Genomic DNA, 19,584 nt, shown 5'->3' with positions numbered 1-19,584 from the left:
TCAGCCGGCGGCGGTCGGCGTCTGGAACAGGCGCCGATAGGTCGACGGGGGCATGCCGGTGTCGCGGCGCAGCAGAGTCCGCAGACTCGCGCCCGACCCGAGGCCGGACCGCTCGGCGACGTCGTCGATGGACAGGTCGGTGCGCTCCAGGAGTTCGCGCGCATGGTCGAGGCGCAGCCGCTGCACCCAGGCGCCGGGCGTCTCCCCGGTCTCCTCACGGAATCGGCGGTTGAACGTCCGCGGGCTCATGTCGGCGCGTCGGGCGAGCCGCTCCACCGACAGATTGTCGGACGGGTTCGCCGTCGCCCAGGCGCGGGTGGCCGCCGTCGATCCGGCACCGCTCGACGGGACGGGTCGGTCGACGAACTGCGCCTGCATCCCCTCGCGAGCCGGCGGAATCACCGCGTAGCGCGCGACGCGGTTCGCGACGGCGGTGCCGTGGTCGCCGCGGATGATGTACAGGCACAGGTCGAGCCCGGAGGCGACGCCCGCCGAGGTCAGCACGTCCCCGTCGTCGACGAAGAGCACATGCTCCACCAGGTCGACCGCGGGATGCAGCCGCGCCAGATCGCCTCCGGCCTGCCAGTGCGTCGTGACGCGTCGACCGTCGAGTGCGCCGGCGGCGGCGAGTGTGAATGCGCCGGTGCAGATCGACACCAGACGCGTCCCCGGCCGAATCAGCGACAGCGCGTCGCGGACCGTCTCCGGCAGGACTCCCTCCATCCGGATCTGAGGCTGTCGATTGCCCGGCACGATCACCGTGTCGGCGCGTGCCAGGACCGATGCGTCGGACTGCGGCGCGATCGCGTAGCCGTTCGTCGTCATCACGGGGCCGCCGTCGACGCTGCAGGTCACCACCTCGTAGAGGGGGCGGCCGTCGTCGTCGGTGGCCTTGCCGAAGCACATCGGCGCGATGGTCGCGTCGAAGCCGATCAGCGGTTCGAGGAGCAGGACTGCCACTACGTGCATGGCATTATTCTTTCATATATTGGCATTCATGCCACTCGTTCTCGATGCCCGCGGACGGCAGAGTGATCGGCGTGAGACAACGAGTGCACTACGCCTGGGTGATCGCGGTCGTCGCTTTCCTGACCATCCTCGGAGCCGCGGGCTTCCGATCGGTACCCGGTGTGATGATGGACCCGCTCCATCACGAGTTCGGATGGTCGCACGCCACCATCGGCGCGGCGATGAGCATCAACATGGCGCTCTTCGGGTTGACAGCGCCGTTCGCGGCCGCCCTGATGGATCGCCTGGGCATCCGCCCGGTGGTGGTCGGCGCGCTGGCGTTGATCGCGGCGGGGACCGGCCTCGCGGTGTTCATGACCGACGCGTGGCAGCTGGTACTCCTGTGGGGTGTCCTCGTCGGACTCGGAACCGGCGCGCTGTCGACCGCCTTCGTCGCGACCATTGCGACGCGATGGTTCGAGGCGCGACGTGGGCTGGTGACCGGCGTGCTGACCGCCGCGTCGGCCACCGGACAGTTGATCTTCCTGCCGGTGGTCGCCGGCATCGCGGACGTCCACGGCTGGCGGTCGGCGACCCTGGTCGTGACCGCGGTGGCGGTCGCGGTGATTCCGCTGGCCGGGCTGTTCCTGCGGTCGTGGCCCGCTGATCTGGGGATTCCGCCGTACGGGGCGGACACCGTCGTCGCGCCGGTTCAGGAGAACCGCAACCTGTTCCGTGTCGCTCTCGGCGGGCTGGTCCTCGGCGCACGCAAGCCGATCTTCTGGTTGCTGGCGGGCAGTTTCGCCATCTGCGGCGCGACGACCAACGGGCTGCTGCAGACCCACTTCATCCCCGCGGCCGGCGACCACGGCATGCCCGCGACCACCGCAGCCTCCCTGCTGGCCCTGATCGGAGTGTTCGACGTCGCGGGCACCATCGCGTCCGGGTGGTTCACCGACCGCGTCGACTCGCGGATCCTGCTGGTGATCTACTACCTGGGTCGCGGAACGGCGCTCGCGGTGCTGCCGTCGTTGCTGAGCGCCGAGACCAGCCCGGGGATCTGGGTGTTCATTCTGTTCTACGGGCTCGACTGGGTCGCCACGGTCCCGCCGACGATGGCGTTGACGCGTCAGCAGTTCGGCGACGCGACGCCCGTCGTGTTCGGCTGGATCTTCGCCGCGCATCAACTGGGCGCGGCGGTGGCGGCGTTCGGAGCCGGGTACATCCGCGACGTCTCGGGCGGGTACGACCCGGCGTTCTACGCCGCGGCCGGACTCTGCGTCGTCGCCGCGGGCCTGTGCTGGGCCGTGCCGCGCGCCCGCGAGGGCGTGACCTCCGTCGGCCGAGTCCCGTCCGCTGTCGGGTGAGCGTGCCTCTTGGCGTTGGTTGAGCTCAACCAGCAGGTGGGGGGTCACTCGGTCAGCCGGCTGGCCGTGATTCTCGAGGTGAGTTGATTCAGAACCGGCTCGGGGACCAAGCCGTCGGGCCCGGCGCGCCAGCACGCGGAGAGGGCGTCGTAGCCGACCGCGCGGACCGCTGCGTGGGCCGGCCAATACCGTCTCGCCCACGGCGGGTCGTCGTTGGCGCTGTCGGTCGCGTCCAGTTCGGCCTCGAGCAGTTGCCACTGGAGATCGCGGCGGGCCACGCGCATGGTGACGGAGGCCGGAACCTCGGTGGCCGCGAGTGACACCAGATCGGTGCAGGCCCGGCGCGCCGCCTCGTCGTCGGACCGGAGGGTACTTCGGTGTGCGCGGGGAAACACCCACCAGGTGGCCGCGATCGCGAGTGCGACGCCGAGGAGCGTCTCGAGCACGCGCGAGGTCATCTGGTGGGAGAGCGGTTGTGGCGAGGCGCCCATGAGCAGCGCGAGCGGCGTGATGAAGGTGACCGCGAGCGCATAGTTCGTGGTCACCGTCAGTTCGATCATCACGTTGAGCAGCGCCAGCACGACGATGAGGGCGGCGGTGTGCAGGTCGAGCGCGTGCAGCACCGCGAAGATCACCAGTCCGCCGAGGGTGCCGAGCACGCGGTGGGCGCCGCGGACCGCACCGCGAACGCGGTCGGGCCCCATCTGGAGTACGAGGACGGCGCCCATGATCGCCCAGTCCGGCCGGCCCAGGCCCGCGACGACGGAGATCCCGCCCGCCAGCAGGGCGGCGATCGCGGCTCGGACGGTGGTGACGGTGGCATGACTGTCGAGCCGCCAGGCGAACCGGAGCCGGCGCAGAATGCCGGGACGGGGGAGCGGTGCCATCAGCGCGCCGGCCTCCGCGTCATGCACCCGATGATGAGTCAGCCACAGGCGATGCGCGAGGTCGCCGTCCGTCTGCGCGGCGTCGTGGAGCACCGACCACGCATTGAGCGTCGACGCCGCCACACTGTGCCTGCGCGAGGGCTCGCGGTTGTCGTCGAGGAATCGTTCACTCTCGGCCAGCGCGGCTTCGGTGGCCGCGGTCTCGGGGCCGTGCGGCCGCCACAGCGCAGGCGCCATGCTCACGATCAGACCGGCGACGGCGCCGGCGGCGGTGCACACGACCACCGTCGCGGGCGACCCGCCGGCCCGGCACACGATCACCGCGACGCCGCCGACCAGGACCAGGAAGAACGGTCCGGGCGGGCCCAGCCGCAGGGCGTTGACCCCGAAGACGGAGACGGCGGTGAGGAGCGCGAGGGCGCCGACCATCACCGACTCCCTGGCGAAGGACTCGTCCGGTCCCATCCACGAGCCGATCGCACCGAAGGCGGCTGCGGTGGCGACCAGCAGCGCTCCGGTGGTCGTGATCACCTTCCACCGGATGCGGTACGGACGGCGCTCGCCATACAGCAGTGCGAACGAGCCGAGCGCGGCGAGCACCGAGTTGCGGTCGAATCCGAGGCTCAGCAGCGTCATCGCGGGCAGCACGAACGCCAGGCCCGCCCGGGCCGCGGGCGCCCACCGGCCGCGGGTGGACGGGCGCGACCACAGCAGGGCCCGGACCGACGGGCGCGACGGCGGGATGTGCGGGTCGTTGCTCATCGGCATCGCGCCACGAGGTGGACGTCGGGGAAGCGATGGTCGGCGTCGGCGCGGCTCACGGTCCGCCACAGCTCGTCGAACCCGGCCGCGACGACTGCGGCGCCCAGCGCGTCCGGGTGCCAGCGCCACGCTCGTGTGACCGCGTGGTCGAACTCGTGAACCCCGGGTTCGTCGGCGGCCTGCGCCGAGACCAGGACGACCGCGCCGGTCGGCAGGCGCGCGGACCAGTCGACGAGCACCGCCCGGACCTCGTCGGGCGGCACGTGAATCAGACTGTGCCTGGCGATCACTCCGCCGACCTTCGACAGATCGACACCCGTGAGGCGGGCGTCGCCCTCTGTCACGGTCAGCTCGGGGTGTTCCCGTCGCGCCACCGCGAGCATTCCGGTGCTCGGGTCCACGCCGTGCACCGAGAGTCCGCGCCGCGCCAGATGTGCGGCGACGCCGCCCGTGCCGCAGCCGACGTCGACGACGCCGGGCTCGAGGCCAGACGCCTGCACCAGATCGGCGAAGGCGTCGACCGCTCGACGTTCGATCGCGGTCTGGAAGGGTTCGGGAAAGGTCTCTGCGTACTTCTCGGCGAGGGCGTCGTAGCCGGGTCGGTCGGCGATCACGGTGTCTATTGTGCCGACCTCCGGGCGATCCGGACGAGTTCGGCGGCCGGACCCTGCAGCGTCTTCGGCGGCCGCCACACGGCGCGCAGTTCGCGGGACAGGTCGAGGCCGTCGACGTCGATCGCGCGGAGCTCGCCGCTGCGCGCGGACTCCTGCACCGCGAGGGTGCTGAGCACGGCGGGCCCCACACCGCCCGCGACAGCGGTGCGGATCGCGGCGCTGGAGCCGAGTTCGAGGATCGGCGCCGCCATGTCGTAGTCGGCCAGCGCGACCTCGAGGGTGGTCCGGGTGCCCGAGCCCGGCTCGCGGACCAGCAGCGGCGTCGCGGCCAGCTCGGCGATGTCGATGGGCGCGCGCCGCCGGGCCCACTTGTGTCCGGGCGGGACGACGAGCACCAGACGGTCGCGGGCGACCACCGCGCTGTGCAGGCCGGGCGGGATCGACGGGCTCTCCACGAAGCCGACGTCGCAGGTCCCGGAGGCGACTGAGTCGAAGACCGCCGTCGAATTGCGGACGCGCAGATGCACGGTGGTGTCGGGATGCGAGGCGCGGAAGGTGCCCAGCCACAGGGGCATCAGGTGTTCGGCGACGGTCATCGACGCGTCGACGGTGACCTCGGCGGCGGTGTCGCTGAGCAGTCCGGCTGCGACGTCGAGCAGTGCGCGCGCGTCGTCGACCGTGCGGCGCGCCCAGTGCACGAGGACGGTGCCGTCGGGGGTGAGGCGTGATCCGGTGGTCACGCGGTCGAGCAGGCGGACGCCCAGTTGTCGTTCGAGTCGGCCGATGGCGCGTGAGGCATTCGGCTGCGCGACGTGCAGGGCGCGGGCCGCCGCGCTCAGGCTGCCGTGGTCGTCGACGCCGACGAGCAGTTCCAATGCCCCCAGGTCGATCGATCGCAAGTCCACGGCTGGACATTACCCCGGCGCCGGGCACCGTCGGACATCGTTCAGGCGGCGGATCTCGACGCGGTGACCCGCCCGCCACGGTATTCACCGAACTGAATACCCATATCGAACTGATATGTCTGCATATCGGATGTCCGGGTTCCGGCAGCGACCGGACCAGCCGAATGTAGAGGCATGACCCAGACACTGCACCGCCCCACTGAGCCCGCGGAAGGCGGCGACCGCCAGTCCCGCGTCCGCACCTTCGTCCCCGGGCTGCTGGTCTGCGGCGCAGTCGCGCTCGCGGCCACCGGCATCAACATGGCCCTCCCCGCGGTGAGCCCGCTGCTCCTGGCAATCGTGATCGGCGCGGTGGTGGCGAACGTCGTCCACCTCCCGACCGCCACCGCCCCGGGGCTCACCTTCGCCTCGAAGACGCTCCTGCGCATCGGCGTCGCCCTTCTCGGTCTGCAGCTCGTCCTCGGCGACGTGCTGGGCCTGGGCTTCGGCATGATCCTCGTGGTGGTGGCGATCGTCTTCGGCGGCATCTTCGGCGGACTGATGATCGGCAAGGCGCTGGGCATCCCACTGGCACGCCGCCTGCTGATCGCCTGCGGCATGTCGATCTGCGGTGCGGCGGCGGTCGCGGCGGTCGACGGCGTGATCGAAGCCGATGACGAGGACACCGCGACCGCGGTCGGCACGGTCGTCATCTTCGGCACCCTGATGATCCCGGCCGTTCCGCTGCTGGCGAGTGCGATGGGCCTGTCGGACAAGATGGCAGGCATGTGGGCGGGCGGTTCGATCCACGAGGTCGCTCAGGTGGTCGCCGCGGGCGGCATGATCGGCGGCGGCGCGCTCACCGTCGCGGTGGTCGTCAAGCTGGCCCGCGTCATGATGCTCGCCCCGGTCGTCACCGTCTTGAGCATCCGTCAGCGCAAGATGACCGGCGATGCGGGCAAGCGCCCCCCGATCGTCCCGCTCTTCGTGGTCGGCTTCATCGCCTGCGCCGTCCTGCGCTCCACCGGCGTGCTGCCCTCGTTCGTCATCTCGATCGGCCACGAGGCCCAGGTGGTCCTGCTGACCATCGCGATGGCCGCGCTCGGACTCGGCGTCCGGATGGAGGTCATGCGCAAGGTCGGATGGCGCCCGTTCGTCCAGGCGGCGATCACCACGGTGCTGGTCGCAGGCATCGCCCTCGGCGGGGTGCTGCTCGCCGGATAGCCGAGAGTACTGACCGGAGCGTCCCCGTGGCGGCGGTTGTCGGACCATGTGTCCGGGAACCTCTGTCACGGGGACGCTCCGGTCAGTAGACGATGTGGCGTCTCCGGTTCAGACGCCCAAGTCGGCGCCGGTGAGCGGCGGCGAGGCCGCCAGTTCCGCGTTCTCCTCGTCGGTGAACACCCGCGAGCGGGAGAGGAAGCGGACGCCCTCGGGAGCTTCGAGCGAGAAGCCCGCTCCCCGGCCGGGGACCACGTCGAGGATCAGCTGGGTGTGCTTCCACAGTTCGAACTGGTCGCCGTTGATCCAGATGCGCACGGTGGGCAGCGGCTCCGGCAGGTCGATCTCGCCGACGAGCACGTCGCGCTGACCGATCCGGTACTCGCCGACCGGGTAGCACATGGGGGCGGAGCCGTCGCAGCATCCGCCGGACTGATGGATCATGAGACCGCCGTGAAGCTCCGACAGCTTGGTCAGGAGCTCCACGGCGGAGTCGCGGGCAACCACGCGTGCGACGGTTGCTGGCTGGTTCATCGCACGCCGGCTTAGAAGAAGCCCTTGGCGTTCTGCGCGTAGCCGACCAGCAGGTTCTTGGTCTGCTGGTAGTGGCTGAGCATCATCAGGTGATTCTCGCGCCCGACGCCCGACTGCTTGTAGCCGCCGAACGCGGCGTGCGCCGGGTAATCGTGATAGGTGTTCGTCCACACCCGGCCGGCCTGGATGTCGCGGCCGGCCCGGTAGGCGACGGCGCCGTTTCGGCTCCACACGCCGGCGCCGAGACCGTAGAGGGTGTCGTTGGCGATCGCCAGCGCGTCGTCGTAGTCGGAGAACGACGTCACCGCGAGCACCGGGCCGAAGATCTCCTCCTGGAAGATCCGCATGTCGTTCTTGCCGCCGAAGACGGTCGGCTGGATGTAGAAGCCGCCCGAGAGGTCGCCGCCGAGGTCGGCGGGCTCGCCGCCGGTGAGCACCTGAGCGCCCTCCTGCTTGCCGATCTCCAGGTACGACTTGATCTTCTCCCACTGGTCGCTGCTGGCCTGGGCGCCCATCATGGTGTCGGTGTCGAGCGGGTTGCCCTGCTTGATCGCCGCGACCCGGGCCACCGCCCGCTCGAGGAACTCGTCATAGATGCTGCCCTGGACCAGCGCGCGGCTCGGGCAGGTGCAGACCTCGCCCTGGTTGAGCGCGAACATCGAGAAGCCCTCGAGCGCGCGATCGAGGAAGCCGTCGTCGGAGGCCATCACGTCCTCGAAGAAGACATTCGGGCTCTTGCCGCCGAGTTCCAGGGTGACCGGGATGAGGTTCTCCGACGCATACTGCATGATCAGGCGGCCGGTGGTGGTCTCACCGGTGAAGGCGATCTTGCGGATGCGGTTGCTCGAGGCGAGGGGCTTGCCCGCCTCCACGCCGAAGCCGTTGACGATGTTCACGACGCCGTCGGGGAGCAGGTCGCCGATCAGGCTCATCAGGTAGAGGATCGACGCGGGCGTCTGCTCCGCGGGCTTCATCACCACGGCGTTGCCCGCCGCGAGCGCCGGGGCCAGCTTCCACGTCGCCATCAGGATCGGGAAATTCCAGGGGATGATCTGGCCGACCACGCCCAGCGGCTCGTGGAAGTGGTAAGCGACCGTGTCCTTGTCGATCTCCGAGATCCCGCCCTCCTGGGCGCGGATGGCGCCGGCGAAGTATCGGAAGTGGTCGATCGCGAGGGGGATGTCGGCGGCGAGGGTCTCGCGGACCGCCTTGCCGTTCTCCCAGCACTCGGCGACCGCGATCTTCTCGAGGTTCTCCTCCATGCGGTCGGCGATCTTGTTGAGCACGGCCGCGCGCTCGGCGACGGATGTCTTGCCCCACGCGGGAGCCGCGTCGTGGGCGGCGTCGAGCGCCACGTCGATGTCCTCGGCGGTCGAGCGGGCGACCTCGCAGAAGGTCTTGCCGTCCACCGGCGACGGATTCTCGAAGTACTGACCCTTCACCGGCGGAACCCACTTGCCACCGATCCAGTTGTCGTAGCGGGACTGGTAGCTCATCAGCGAGCCGTCGGCTCCGGGCTTTGCGAAGACGGTCATGGCGGGCACTCCTTCGTGGAATCACTTCGTTCGGTGAGGTGAATCACACATTAGGAGGATGGTGGTTGCAGTCACGTTGCATCGCGATGCGGGTGAGGTCGGCGGGTTGCGAGCCTATCGCTGGACGCCGAATCGGCGGTCGAGCAACCGGACGCGGCCTTCGGCGACGGACCGCTGCGGATGTCCCGCGGGGAGCCGGTGGGCGAGGGCGTTCCAGGCGGTGATGTCGTCGCGGCCGTGCGGTGAGGCGACCCAGGCGCTGAGCGCCGCGAGGTCGCCGGTGCCGAACATCCGCGAGCGCAGATCCTCGCGCACCTCGTCGAGGAGTTCGACGACGCCGGGCGCCAGCGATTCGGCGAGCAGACCGCCTCGGCCCAGGGTTCGGACCGCGGAGGTCAGCTCACCGGCTTCGATGAGCCCGCGCAGGTCGTCGACGTCGGACCGCGTCTCAACGGTGAGTCGATAGGGGCGAGCGGCGACGACGTCGCCGAGGTCGCGCCGCAGCCGGGAGATCTCGGCTCGCACGGTCACCGCGCCCAGCCCCTCGTCGGACAGCATGGTCGCGAGCTGCTCGGTGCCGAGTCCCTCCGGGTAGCTCTGCAACAGGAGCAGGATCTCGGCGTGCCGGGGCGACAGCGGTCGGGCGGCGCCCGGACCGTCCCGCCAGCGTGCGGGGCCGTCGGCGAGGACCGTCAGCTGAGGCCTGGCGAGGGCGCCGAAGGTCTCGGGGACGGAGAGGTCGACGGCGCGCGAGTTCAGCTCGCGCTCCACGGCGGCGACGACGGATCGGACTGCGGCGAGCGCGAACGGCGCGGCCGCGGCCGGTCCGCCGGTGACGTCGATGACCCCGAGCAGTTCGCCGGACACGGGGTCGTGAACGGGTGCGGCCGCGCAGTTCCAGTTCTGCACCGGCCCGGAGAAGTGCTCGGGTCCGATGATCTGCACGCCGCGGTTCATCGTCAGCGCGAGTCCCGGCGCGTTGGTGCCGACGGTGTCCTCGCTCCACACCGATCCCTCGACGAAGTTGATCCGCGCGGCGGCGTCGCGGGCACTGTGGTCGCCCTCCACCCACAGCAGGCGCCCCTGGTTGTCGGTCAGCGCCACCACCACGCCCGCGTCGGCGATGTCGTCGACGATCAACGACTGCACCAGCGGACGGATCGCCGCGAGTCGATGAGTGGACCGATAGGCGTCGAACTCCGTTCCCGACATCGGCGCGCCGTCGTGCCCGGGCTCCAGGTCGGCCGGGTCGACGCCGCGGCTGCGCGAGCGCTCCCACGACTCCCGGACCAGCGAACGCACGGTGTCGTCGGCGGGGGCCACGCCCGCCAGGAACTGCTCGTAGGCGCGGCGGACGCGAGTCGACACGGTGGTGCCTTCTCCCATCACGTTCAACTCCCGACTGTTTGCGCAGGTCCTTGTACTCCGATTGTGCCTGGACGGTGTGACCTGGGCAACGATCGGGCCTACGGCAGTGCCCGGCATCGGGTCCCGAGCCATGACAAACGTCATGCCGAAGTGATGACATCCGCTCTGGGTGACGTGAGCGCATCGGCGGGAGAGTGAATGGCATGACACAGCGTGATCTCACCTCAGCGCGAACCGCGTCGGCGGTTCCGGCCATCGCACTCAACGGTCTTTCGAAGCGGTTCCGCGGCTCGAAGGGCGAGACGGTCACGGCCGTCGACGGCATCGACCTCGAGATCCGGCCGGGCGAGGTGGTCGCCTTCCTCGGACCGAACGGTGCGGGCAAGACGACCACCATCGACATGATCCTGGGGCTGACCACCCCGGACGCCGGCACCGCCGTCGTCTTCGGAAGCTCTCCCCGGGACGCGGCTCGCGCGGGCCGCATCGCTGCGGTGATGCAGACCGGCGGGCTGCTCGACGATTTCACCGTCGGTGAGACGGTGTCGACCATCGCCGCACTGCACGGGCGCACCGCCGACATCGGCGAGGTGATGGCCCGCGCCGAGATCGCCGGCTTGGCCGACCGCAAGGTGTCCCGGTGCTCCGGCGGCGAGCAGCAGCGACTGAAGTTCGCGCTCGCGCTGCTCCCGGACCCCGACCTGATCGTGCTCGACGAGCCGACCGCAGGCATGGACGTCGAATCGCGCCGGACCTTCTGGGCGGCGATGCGGGCCGACGCCCAGCACGGTCGCACGGTCCTGTTCGCGACCCACTACCTCGAGGAGGCCGACTCCTTCGCCGATCGCATCGTGATGATCGCCGACGGCAGGGTGGTGGCCGACGGTTCCACCGCCGAGATCCGGGCCCGCGCCAGCCGCCGCATCGTCTCGGCCGTGCTCGACGACGACGCCGTCCCCGGACTGATGCGCGTCTTCCCCGAGTTGCAGGTGACCGAACGTCGCGGCGGACGCCTTTACCTGTCCCTGGAGGACTCCGACGTGCTGGCCCGTCACCTGCTGACCAGCACCCGCGCCCGGGAGATCGAGATCGCCAGCCACAACCTCGAGGACGCATTCGTCGCGCTGACCGCGCACGCCTGATCCTCGTTCGACCACTGAAAGGCATCGTCATGACCATCGATTCGACCCTCGCCGCCGGCCGCGTGTCGACCGTCTACCTCCGCAACGACATCCGCCGCGTCCTCCGGAACCGGCGGGCCATGATCTTCACCGTCGCCATGCCCGCGCTGCTCTACCTCGTCTTCGGCGCCACACAGAAGAACAGTGAGACGGTGGGCAGCGGCAACGTCGCCTTCTACGTCCTCGTCGGCATGGCACTCTACGGCGCGGTGATCGCCGCCGCGTCGAACGCCGCGTCGGTCTCGATCGAACAGCAGGCGGGCTGGACTCGGACCCTGCTGATGACGCCGCTGCGCCCGGCGGGCTACGTGTCGACCAAGGTCGCCCTCGCGATCACCATGAGTGCCCTGCCGGTGGTGTTGCTGGCGGTCGTCGGCGTGCTCTCGGGAGCCACCGCGCCGATCGGCGTGTGGGTGGCCTGCCTCCTGCTGGCCTGGGCGGGGTCGGCCGTCTTCGCAGCCTTCGGTCTGGCGCTGGGGAGCGTGCTGAAGTCCGACGGCGCGATGCAGGTGATGGGCGGCGCCCTCGCGCTGCTGGCGTTCGCGGGCGGCGTGTTCGTTCCGCTCGACGGAGTGATGCTGCGGATCGGCGAGTTCACGCCGATGTTCGGGGTGTCCGCGCTCGCCCGCTACCCGCTCGACCACGGCGTCACGTCGTACGGCGTTCACCTCTCGCTGTTCGTGATCGTGGCGAACATCGTCTTCTGGGCCGTCGTCTTCGCCGGTGCGGCAAGCTACTTCTACAACCGCAGCGCGCGCAGGCAGTAGTCGCCGGTGTCAGCGCCCCGACCCTCGGAGGTATCGATGTCCCCAACGCCCGCTCCCGCCTCACCGTGGCGGAGCGGGCGCTGGGTGTTCGCCGCCGTCTGGCTGATCTTCATCGTCTATCCGGTCGTCGCGGTCATCACCTCGGACTCCTCCGCCGCGGTCAAGGCGATCGGCCTCGCGCTGCTCGCCCTGTTCGTCGTCGTCTACCTGCTGCTGTGCGTGTACTCGATGTTCGACGAGGACGGCTCAGTCGCGTTGCGGAACACGGCGATCGCCGCACTGGCCGCACTGATGGTCGGTCTGATGCCGATCCTGCACACCGACGCGTTCGCCGTCGCCCCGTTCCTGATGGCCGCGGTGTCGTTCGCGGCGCCGTGGAAGCCGCGGTACTCGCTGGCCGCGGTGGTCGCGATCATCGCCGCGGCGGTCGTGGTGCCGGAGATCGTCGGGTGGGAACTCGACACCGGTTTCCTGATCGTGATGGTCGTCGTCGGCATCACGATGGGCTTCTCCCGCGTGATGCGCGACAGCCAGCGAGAGCGCGAGGAGGCGACGGAGCGGCAGCGCGAACTGAACGCGCGGCTGGCGGTCGTCGCCGAGCGGGAACGTGTGGCCCGCGACGTGCACGACATCCTCGGACACTCGCTGACCGTGATCTCGGTCAAGTCGGAACTGGCCGGCAGGCTCGTCGACCTGGACCCCGACCGCGCGAAGACCGAGCTCGCCGAGCTGAACGCGCTCGCCCGCGAGGCACTCGCCGAGGTCCGCGCCACCGTCGGCAACCTGCGTGCGCCGGAGCTGCCGAGCGTCGTCGCCGCGGCGGAGATCGCGTTGACGACGGCCGGCATCGACGCCGATCTGCCGGATCCGGACTCCTGCGACGGTGTCCACGCCGAGTTGTTCGCCTGGGTCCTTCGGGAGGCGGTCACCAATGTGGTCCGTCACAGCGGGGCGACGCGGTGCACGGTGACGCTGACGGCAGAATCGATCAGCATCGCCGACAACGGTCGTGGTTCACCGCTGCTGACCTTCGGCAACGGACTGCGCGGACTCGCCGAACGGGTCGACGCGGGAGGCGGCAGACTCGTCGTCGACTCCGACGCGACCGGGACCACGGTGACCGCGACAGTCGGGCTGGGCCCCGAGTAGTCCGCGCGCCGCCGTGCTCGCGGTAGGTTCGTGTCTGCGAGAGGGGGTTCGGCGTGGAGACCATCAAACTGCTGTTGGCCGACGACCAGGCGCTGGTCCGCGGCGCGCTGGCCGCACTGCTCGATCTGGAGCCGGACCTCTCGGTGGTCGCGCAGGTGGGGCGCGGCGACGAGGTGGTCGACGCCGCCCGGGCCAGCGGTGCGCAGGTGTGCCTGCTCGACATCGAGATGCCCGGCGCCGACGGCATCGAGGCGGCTGCCCGGATCACGGGTGAACTCCCGGGAGTCCGCTCGCTGATCGTCACCACGTTCGGTCGTCCCGGCTATCTGCGGCGGGCCGTCGACGCCGGGGCCTCCGGCTTCGTGGTGAAGGACACCCCCGCCGCCGAGTTGGCCGACGCGGTCCGACGAGTGCACGCCGGGCTGCGCGTCATCGACCCGACGCTCGCCACCGAGAGTCTGACCAGCGGCGACAATCCGCTGACGCCACGCGAGACCGAGGTGCTCGCCGCGGCGCTGTCCGGCGCGACGGTCGCGACCATCGCGGCACAGGTGCATCTGTCGGCGGGTACGGTCCGCAATCACCTCTCGTCGGCCATCGGGAAGACGGGCGCGTCGACCCGTGCCGAAGCCGCCCGGATCGCGCGAGATCGGGGCTGGATCTGAACGCGGCGGAGCGGCCGGAGACGGCGCCGACCGGACTCGCGCCGCGGCGACGGGTGCCTGCGCTGACCGGTGTGCGCACGGTCGCCGCGCTGTCCGTCTGCCTCACTCATGCCGCATTCTGGACCGGCCACTACACCGACGACTACCTCGGCCGGCTGCTGTCGCGCTTCGAAGTGGGCGTCGCGATCTTCTTCGTCCTCTCCGGCTACCTCCTGTTCGCGCCGTGGGTCCGCGCGCTGCACGATGCCCGGTCCGGTGCGCCCGCGCACTACCCGGCGCTGGGCCGGTACGCCTGGCATCGCGCCCGCCGGATCCTGCCCGCGTACTGGATCACGGTCGTCGCCGTCTACGTGATCTTCCTGTTCCGCACCGACACCTCCGACTTCGGACAGGGCTGGTCGGGGCTGCTCCGGAACCTCACGTTCACACAGGTCTACGGTCTGGGCCACCTGCACACCGGGCTCACACAGATGTGGAGCATGGCCGCGGAGGTGGCGTATTACGTCGCGCTGCCGCTGGTCGCCTGGCCGCTGGCGCACTTCGCCTGCCGCGATCGCTGGCGCCCGGACCTCCTGCTCGCCGGTCTCGGCGGGCTGTTGCTGGTCTCGCCGCTGTGGACGATGGTCGTGCACGGCTCGGAGGGAGTGGACCCCACTGCTCGACTGTGGCCGCCGGCCTTCGCGAGCTGGTTCGTCGGCGGCATGATCCTCGCGGTGCTGGCTCGGATCGTCCGCAGCTGGCCCGCGCTGCCCAGCGTCGCGGTCGCAGTGGTCGCGTTCCTGCTGAGCGCGGGCGCCGTGGGCGGCGAGCCGACGATCGTGCCGAACGACGCGGGCGCGACCGTCGTGAAGCATTCGCTGTACCTGATGGTTGCCCTGGGGCTGGTCGGGCCGCTCGCCATCGGCGACGGGGCCGACCCGTGGTCGCGACTGTGCGGCAGCCGGCCGATGGTGTGGTTCGGCGAGATCTCCTACGAGTTCTTCCTCGTCCACGTCATGGTCCTCGAGTTCGTGATGGATCTGCTCGGCTATTCGATCTTCACCGGCTCCACCCTCGCGGCCTTCGCGGTGACCACCGTCATCAGCGTGCCGGTCGCGTGGGTGCTGCACCGCATGACGGCACCACTGTGGCGTGATTCGCGGACGCGGACTGTCGGAGCCCGCGGGTAGGATCGGCGACATGACCTCACCGCAGCGTGCCGTCTCAGCCGCCGACCTCCGGCAGTGGACGACGGACGCGCGCGTGCCCGGGCAGCCGGTCGAACTGTCCGACACCGCGTGCATCCTGGTCGCCGCCGGATACCTGGTGCCCACCGCGCGGGCTACGGTGGTGCGTCGTGTCTCGTTGGGTATGCCGATGCCGGTGCCGCAGGCGGGATTCACCGAACTGCGCCGCGTTCAGCGGGGCATCCTGCACGCCGAGCGCAAGCTCACGTCGACGATGCTGCCCGGCTTCGTCGTTCCGATCATCCGATCGCGGATGTCCGGACTGACCCGTCGCCGAGACGACGCGCATCGCGCGGTGGTCGCGGGCAAGGGCGTCTTCCCGTCCGGGATGCGGGCGATCCGGCGCGAGCGCCGGGAGAACGTCTATCTGGAGGTCGAGGAGCGCGAGCAGTTGTTCGCCGGCCTGCTGTGCACGCCGGTGGCGAATCTCTCGACGTCCGGTGCGCGCTGGGCGGGCACCGACGCGCTCGACAAGGTGGCCGGCGTCGTCGACAAGGTGGCCGGTCGGGCCGGCCGTCGGCAAGTGGAGCACTGGGCCGACGAGGTCTTCGGCACCGCGCCGACCACGCAGGACTCGTCGCGTGGCGCCACGTTCGCCGACGGCTACGAGACGCTGCTGTTCGTCGCCGGGCACTACTACGACCGCGTGCGGACCAATCCGGCGTGGTTGTCGGATCACTTCGAGATGCAGCGGGTTCAGGTGAATCTGCACGCCGAGCTCGCCGAGATCGCATCCGACGTCGTCGCACTCAGAGCGCTCCGGGTGGACCTCGATCGCGCGCGGGCCAACGGCGGGTTCGACCCCGGCTTCGTCGCGCACATCAAGGAGCGGGAAGAGGCACTGCGCCCGGTGTGGAGCGAGCTGATCGATCGGGTGCACGCGCTGGTCGAGATCAGCGCGACGGTCGAATCCGCGGCGGTCGAGCTCAGGTTGCTCAACGAATTCGACCGCGCGACGACGATCGACGCCCGCATCGACCACCTGCTCTCCAGGTCGGGCGACCGGGAGCTGTCCGCCGACCATTCGCGCAGGCTGTCGCAGCAGGTGCGCAGCGGCGAGGAGCAGTTGCGGATCTATCGCGACGTGCTGCAGGGCAATATCGCGCAGCTCGGCACCTCGGCGCCGGCGCAATTGCCGCCGAAGTACGAACCTGAGTCGCCGAAGTGAGCGGAATCAGCCGCGGCTCCAGGCTCGCAGGTGGTTCTTCTCGTCGTCGGTGAGGCGCCGGAGCCGATGTTCCTCGATGTCGACGACGGCCATCTGAGTGCGCGCGACGCACGCCGGTCGCGAACCCGGCGCGGCGCCGGCTCCGCTGATCTCGTAGCCGATGGTGAAATCGACCGACCGGAACTTCTCGATCCACATGCCGACGCGGATCGGCGAGTTCTCGTGATGCAGTTGGGATTGATACCTGATGTCGACATGGACGATCATCGCGCTCTTGATCAGCGGTGCGTAATCATCTCCTGCACTGAGCAACCATTGAATTCGTGCCTCCTCCATCAGGGTCACCATCCGCGCATGATTGACGTGCCCGAAAGCGTCCATATCCGACCATCTGACCGGCACGGTCGCGGTGAATGCGTACGCGCACTGGGGAAGTGGAGCGGAGTCGTCGGTCATGGCGCCGATCTTAGTGTCGGCTCAAAGCCCGATCGCGGAGGTTCCGTTCACGCATCGGATACAAAGGCCCGGTACTGTGGGCGACCATGTGGTCCAATCGTCTGTCACTGAAGCTGGCTACCGCCCTGTCCGTCGTCGGGGCTGCGGGAATGCTCGCCTCGGTGTCGTGCGCGCCGGTCGACGCCGCGCCCAAGGGCGCGCGGATCGTCTCCGAGAACGTGCGCAGCATCCATCGCGTGGACCTGATGGTGAAGTCCGCCGCCATGAAGGGCGCGGTGCCGGTGACGGTGCTGAGCCCCGGCGGCACAGCGCCGCGGCCGACCGTCTACATGCTCGACGGTGCCGGCGCGGGCGACGAGGTGAGTGACTGGATCACCAAGGGCGGTGCCGAGACCTTCTTCGCGGGCCGCGACGTGAACGTCGTCCTGCCCGCCGGCGGCGCGGGCAGTTTTTACACGAACTGGGAGAACAAGGACAAGAAGCTGGGCAAACCCCAGTGGGAGACGTTCCTGGTCGATGAGTTGCCCGGCGTGATCGATTCGAAGTTCTACGGCTCGGGCAACAACGCGGTGATGGGCCTGTCGATGGGCGGCCAGTCGGCCTTCGCGCTCGCCACCCGCCACCCCAAGCTGTACCGCGGCGTCGCCTCGATGAGCGGTTGCCCGCCGGTCTCCGGCCAGGCCAACGAGGCGTACGTGCGTGCGACGGTCGCGCAGAGCGGCGCCAACGCCGACAACATGTGGGGTCCTGCGGGCTCCAAGGAGTGGCTGGCCCACGATCCGTCGCGCAACGTCGACGCACTTCGCGGCAAGGCGCTCTACATCTCGTCGGGTTCCGGCGCCGTCGGTCCGCTGGACATCACGACCAAGCGCGACCCCAAGGACGGGCCGGAAGACGCCCAGATCGCGGCCGGCTCGGCTCTGGAGGTCGGCGCCAACCGGTGCTCGCTGGAGTTCGCGGCCCTGCTGCGCGCCAAGGGAGTTCCGTTCACCTCGGGCTTCCGCCTGATCGGTACCCATAGCTGGGAGTACTGGAAGCAGGACCTCCCCGAGGCCTGGGCCGCGATCTCGCCCGCCCTGTAGGGGTAGAGCAGCTACAGGCTGGTCGACCGAGCGTATCGAGCGCAGCTCAGATCGCACGCAGGTCGGCCCGCCGGCTCGTCGAGCGAGCAGAGAAACGAAGCGACGATGCACATCGCCGCTCGCACGCCGACTGCCCTCGGCAAGCGCCTCACTGCACCAAGCGCTTACTGACCTAAGCGTCCCCGTGACAGCGGTTGCCGGACAAATAGTCCAGCAACCGTCGTCACGGGGACCCTTCCGTCAGTTGCCCGCCCAGGACGCTGCGAACTTCAGGAAGACGTCGTCCTCGGCGGGGTTGGTGACGGTGACTCGGACGCCGTCGCCGGCGAACGGGCGGACGATCACGCCGGCCTCGGCAGACGCCGTGGCGAACGGGATCGCGTCGTCGCCGAGCATCAGCCACACGAAGTTCGCCTGCGACGGCGGAACGCGGTAGCCGAGCCGTCGGAGCTCAGCGGTCACCCGCTCGCGCTCGGCGACGACCGCGTCGGTCCGTGCCAGCAGCTCGTCCTGGGCGCGCAGCGAGGCGATTGCCGCCGCCTGCGCCACGGTGCTGACGGTGAACGGCACGTGCACCTTGTTCAGCGCGGTGATGACCTGAGGGTCGCCCACGGCGTAGCCGACACGCAGCCCGGCCAGGCCGTACGCCTTCGAGAAGGTGCGCAGGACCACCAGGTTGGGGAACTCGCGACGCAGTTCCAGGGCGTCGTAGGAGTAGGGGCCGTCGAGGCGCATGTACTCGAAATAGGCCTCGTCGAGCGCGACGACGACGTCGGACGGAACGGCCGCCAGGAAGTCGTGCAGCGCCTGCGCCTCCACCACCGTGCCGGTCGGGTTGTTCGGGTTGCAGACGAAGATCAGGCGTGTGCGATCGGTGATCGCGTCGGCCATGGCGGCGAGGTCGTGCACCGCGTCGCCGGTCAACGGGACCTGGACCGGTGTCGCGCCGACGGCCTGGGTCGCCACCGGATACATCTCGAACGAGCGCCAGCCGAACAGCACCTCGTCACCCGGTCGGGCGGTGACCAGGATCAGGTTCTGGCACAGGATCACCGAGCCGCAGCCCACCTGGACTTCGGCGGGCGTCACGCCGAGGTTCTTCGCGAGCTCGTCGGTCAGCTCCACCATCCCGTTGTCGGGGTAGCGGTTGGCGGTCGCGGCGGCATCGGCGATCGCGGATGCCACGCTCGGCAGCGGCGGGTCGGTCACCTCGTTGCTCGCAAGCTTGATCGCGCCCGGAAAGGTCTTGCCGGGGACGTAGGCGGGCAGGGTGTCCAGATCGGGGCGGATTCGCATGCTCACCCCTCAAATGTACGTCTGACCTGCAGATCGTTGCCCATCCGGTCAGCGATTTGCATCCTGACGTTCACTCTGTGTAATGTTTTGCCCCGGCGGCCCGAAAGGACTCCACCAGGGAGGCGTGCCAGAGCGGCCGAATGGGACTCACTGCTAATGAGTTGTTTCATGAAAATGGAACCGGAGGTTCAAATCCTCTCGCCTCCGCCGACCGGGACACGCGCCCGGTATAATTGAATGAAGTGCGGATCGCAAGATCCACTACGCGCCCGTAGCTCAACGGATAGAGCATCTGACTACGGATCAGAAGGTTTGGGGTTCGAATCCCTACGGGCGCACTCCGAGAAGGTCCCCGTCGTTCGCGACGGGGACCTTCTCGTTGGTCGAATCAGTTGTGCCGTACTAGGTGTGTTGTCCAGGTGTGCCGTACTAGGTGTGATGTCCAGGCAGGTTGTTTTCAATCCTGGTGATGGG

18 protein-coding genes and 2 tRNA genes are annotated in these 19,584 nt (G+C 69.6%); 11 read left to right on the top strand and 9 right to left on the bottom strand.

What is annotated here, in order from left to right:
* The gene (locus SCNU_RS18405; RefSeq protein ID WP_009680928.1) at positions 1-969 is read right to left on the bottom strand and encodes a GlxA family transcriptional regulator; all 969 of its coding nucleotides are present in this window, start codon (positions 967-969) and stop codon (positions 1-3) included.
* A 71-nt stretch (positions 970-1,040) separates the two neighbouring features.
* Between SCNU_RS18405 and SCNU_RS18400 the strand changes: the two genes are divergently transcribed.
* The gene (locus tag SCNU_RS18400; RefSeq protein WP_238526487.1) at positions 1,041-2,315 is read left to right on the top strand and encodes an MFS transporter; all 1,275 of its coding nucleotides are present in this window, start codon (positions 1,041-1,043) and stop codon (positions 2,313-2,315) included.
* Positions 2,316-2,359: 44 nt separating this feature from the next.
* Here the strand turns inward: SCNU_RS18400 and SCNU_RS18395 are convergent, their stop codons facing one another.
* Genes SCNU_RS18395 through SCNU_RS18385 form a run of 3 tightly spaced genes read right to left on the bottom strand, consistent with a single transcriptional unit; the run spans position 2,360 to position 5,483 of the window.
* A complete protein-coding gene (locus SCNU_RS18395) occupies positions 2,360-3,970 on the bottom strand; it encodes an FUSC family protein (protein ID WP_009680926.1) in 1,611 nt (536 codons plus the stop codon).
* Complete coding sequence (locus SCNU_RS18390; RefSeq protein WP_009680925.1) at positions 3,961-4,578, bottom strand: class I SAM-dependent methyltransferase; 618 nt, start codon at positions 4,576-4,578, stop codon at positions 3,961-3,963. The genes SCNU_RS18395 and SCNU_RS18390 overlap by 10 nt, the downstream gene beginning before the upstream one ends.
* Before the next feature lie 5 nt (positions 4,579-4,583).
* Positions 4,584-5,483, bottom strand: a complete 900-nt coding sequence (locus SCNU_RS18385; protein WP_009680924.1) for a LysR family transcriptional regulator — start codon at positions 5,481-5,483, stop codon at positions 4,584-4,586.
* A 174-nt stretch (positions 5,484-5,657) separates the two neighbouring features.
* Between SCNU_RS18385 and SCNU_RS18380 the strand changes: the two genes are divergently transcribed.
* The gene (locus SCNU_RS18380; protein WP_009680923.1) at positions 5,658-6,686 is read left to right on the top strand and encodes a YeiH family protein; all 1,029 of its coding nucleotides are present in this window, start codon (positions 5,658-5,660) and stop codon (positions 6,684-6,686) included.
* A gap of 108 nt (positions 6,687-6,794) precedes the next feature.
* On the opposite strand, the gene SCNU_RS18375 is transcribed toward SCNU_RS18380, so the two are convergent.
* The 3 genes from SCNU_RS18375 to SCNU_RS18365 form a co-directional block, all read right to left on the bottom strand.
* Positions 6,795-7,217, bottom strand: coding sequence for a DUF779 domain-containing protein (locus tag SCNU_RS18375; RefSeq protein WP_040518881.1), 423 nt, complete (start codon positions 7,215-7,217; stop codon positions 6,795-6,797).
* An 11-nt stretch (positions 7,218-7,228) separates the two neighbouring features.
* On the bottom strand, positions 7,229-8,752 hold the full coding sequence (exaC, locus tag SCNU_RS18370; protein WP_009680921.1) for an acetaldehyde dehydrogenase ExaC: 1,524 nt from the start codon (positions 8,750-8,752) through the stop codon (positions 7,229-7,231).
* A 114-nt stretch (positions 8,753-8,866) separates the two neighbouring features.
* Complete coding sequence (locus SCNU_RS18365; protein WP_009680920.1) at positions 8,867-10,138, bottom strand: GAF domain-containing protein; 1,272 nt, start codon at positions 10,136-10,138, stop codon at positions 8,867-8,869.
* 185 nt (positions 10,139-10,323) lie between these two features.
* On the opposite strand from SCNU_RS18365, the gene SCNU_RS18360 reads away from it, so the two are divergent.
* The 6 genes from SCNU_RS18360 to SCNU_RS18335 are packed head-to-tail and all read left to right on the top strand — an operon-like array spanning position 10,324 to position 16,276.
* Positions 10,324-11,262 carry an ABC transporter ATP-binding protein gene (locus SCNU_RS18360; protein ID WP_009680919.1) on the top strand — a complete coding sequence of 313 codons (939 nt, stop codon included), beginning with the start codon at positions 10,324-10,326 and terminating at the stop codon, positions 11,260-11,262.
* A 29-nt stretch (positions 11,263-11,291) separates the two neighbouring features.
* Positions 11,292-12,068 carry an ABC transporter permease gene (locus tag SCNU_RS18355; protein ID WP_009680918.1) on the top strand — a complete coding sequence of 259 codons (777 nt, stop codon included), beginning with the start codon at positions 11,292-11,294 and terminating at the stop codon, positions 12,066-12,068.
* Positions 12,069-12,104: 36 nt separating this feature from the next.
* Complete coding sequence (locus SCNU_RS18350; RefSeq protein WP_040518879.1) at positions 12,105-13,217, top strand: sensor histidine kinase; 1,113 nt, start codon at positions 12,105-12,107, stop codon at positions 13,215-13,217.
* A 53-nt stretch (positions 13,218-13,270) separates the two neighbouring features.
* Complete coding sequence (locus SCNU_RS18345) at positions 13,271-13,882, top strand: response regulator transcription factor (RefSeq protein ID WP_009680916.1); 612 nt, start codon at positions 13,271-13,273, stop codon at positions 13,880-13,882.
* Positions 13,883-13,935: 53 nt separating this feature from the next.
* A complete protein-coding gene (locus SCNU_RS18340; RefSeq protein ID WP_009680915.1) occupies positions 13,936-15,051 on the top strand; it encodes an acyltransferase family protein in 1,116 nt (371 codons plus the stop codon).
* A gap of 10 nt (positions 15,052-15,061) precedes the next feature.
* The gene (locus SCNU_RS18335) at positions 15,062-16,276 is read left to right on the top strand and encodes a hypothetical protein (protein WP_040518886.1); all 1,215 of its coding nucleotides are present in this window, start codon (positions 15,062-15,064) and stop codon (positions 16,274-16,276) included.
* Between the two features lie 6 nt (positions 16,277-16,282).
* On the opposite strand, the gene SCNU_RS18330 is transcribed toward SCNU_RS18335, so the two are convergent.
* A complete protein-coding gene (locus tag SCNU_RS18330; protein WP_009680913.1) occupies positions 16,283-16,732 on the bottom strand; it encodes an acyl-CoA thioesterase in 450 nt (149 codons plus the stop codon).
* An 86-nt stretch (positions 16,733-16,818) separates the two neighbouring features.
* Here SCNU_RS18330 and SCNU_RS18325 point away from each other — a divergent pair, with 86 nt between their 5' ends.
* On the top strand, positions 16,819-17,814 hold the full coding sequence (locus SCNU_RS18325) for an alpha/beta hydrolase (RefSeq protein WP_009680912.1): 996 nt from the start codon (positions 16,819-16,821) through the stop codon (positions 17,812-17,814).
* A gap of 240 nt (positions 17,815-18,054) precedes the next feature.
* Here SCNU_RS18325 and hisC read toward each other — a convergent pair whose 3' ends face one another.
* Positions 18,055-19,116 (bottom strand): histidinol-phosphate transaminase, encoded by a 1,062-nt coding sequence (gene hisC / locus SCNU_RS18320; RefSeq protein ID WP_040518876.1) that lies wholly within the window; start codon positions 19,114-19,116, stop codon positions 18,055-18,057.
* Between the two features lie 112 nt (positions 19,117-19,228).
* On the opposite strand from hisC, the gene SCNU_RS18315 reads away from it, so the two are divergent.
* Both SCNU_RS18315 and SCNU_RS18310 read left to right on the top strand, forming a co-directional pair.
* Positions 19,229-19,317, top strand: a tRNA-Ser gene (locus SCNU_RS18315).
* A gap of 58 nt (positions 19,318-19,375) precedes the next feature.
* Positions 19,376-19,448: transfer RNA gene (locus SCNU_RS18310), tRNA-Arg, on the top strand.
* Positions 19,449-19,584: the final 136 nt, after the last annotated feature.

Source organism: Gordonia neofelifaecis NRRL B-59395, from assembly GCF_000192435.1.
GTDB lineage: Bacteria > Actinomycetota > Actinomycetes > Mycobacteriales > Mycobacteriaceae > Gordonia > Gordonia neofelifaecis.
Note: the sequence above shows the minus strand (reverse complement) of the source record. Positions and strands in the feature narration are given on the sequence as shown.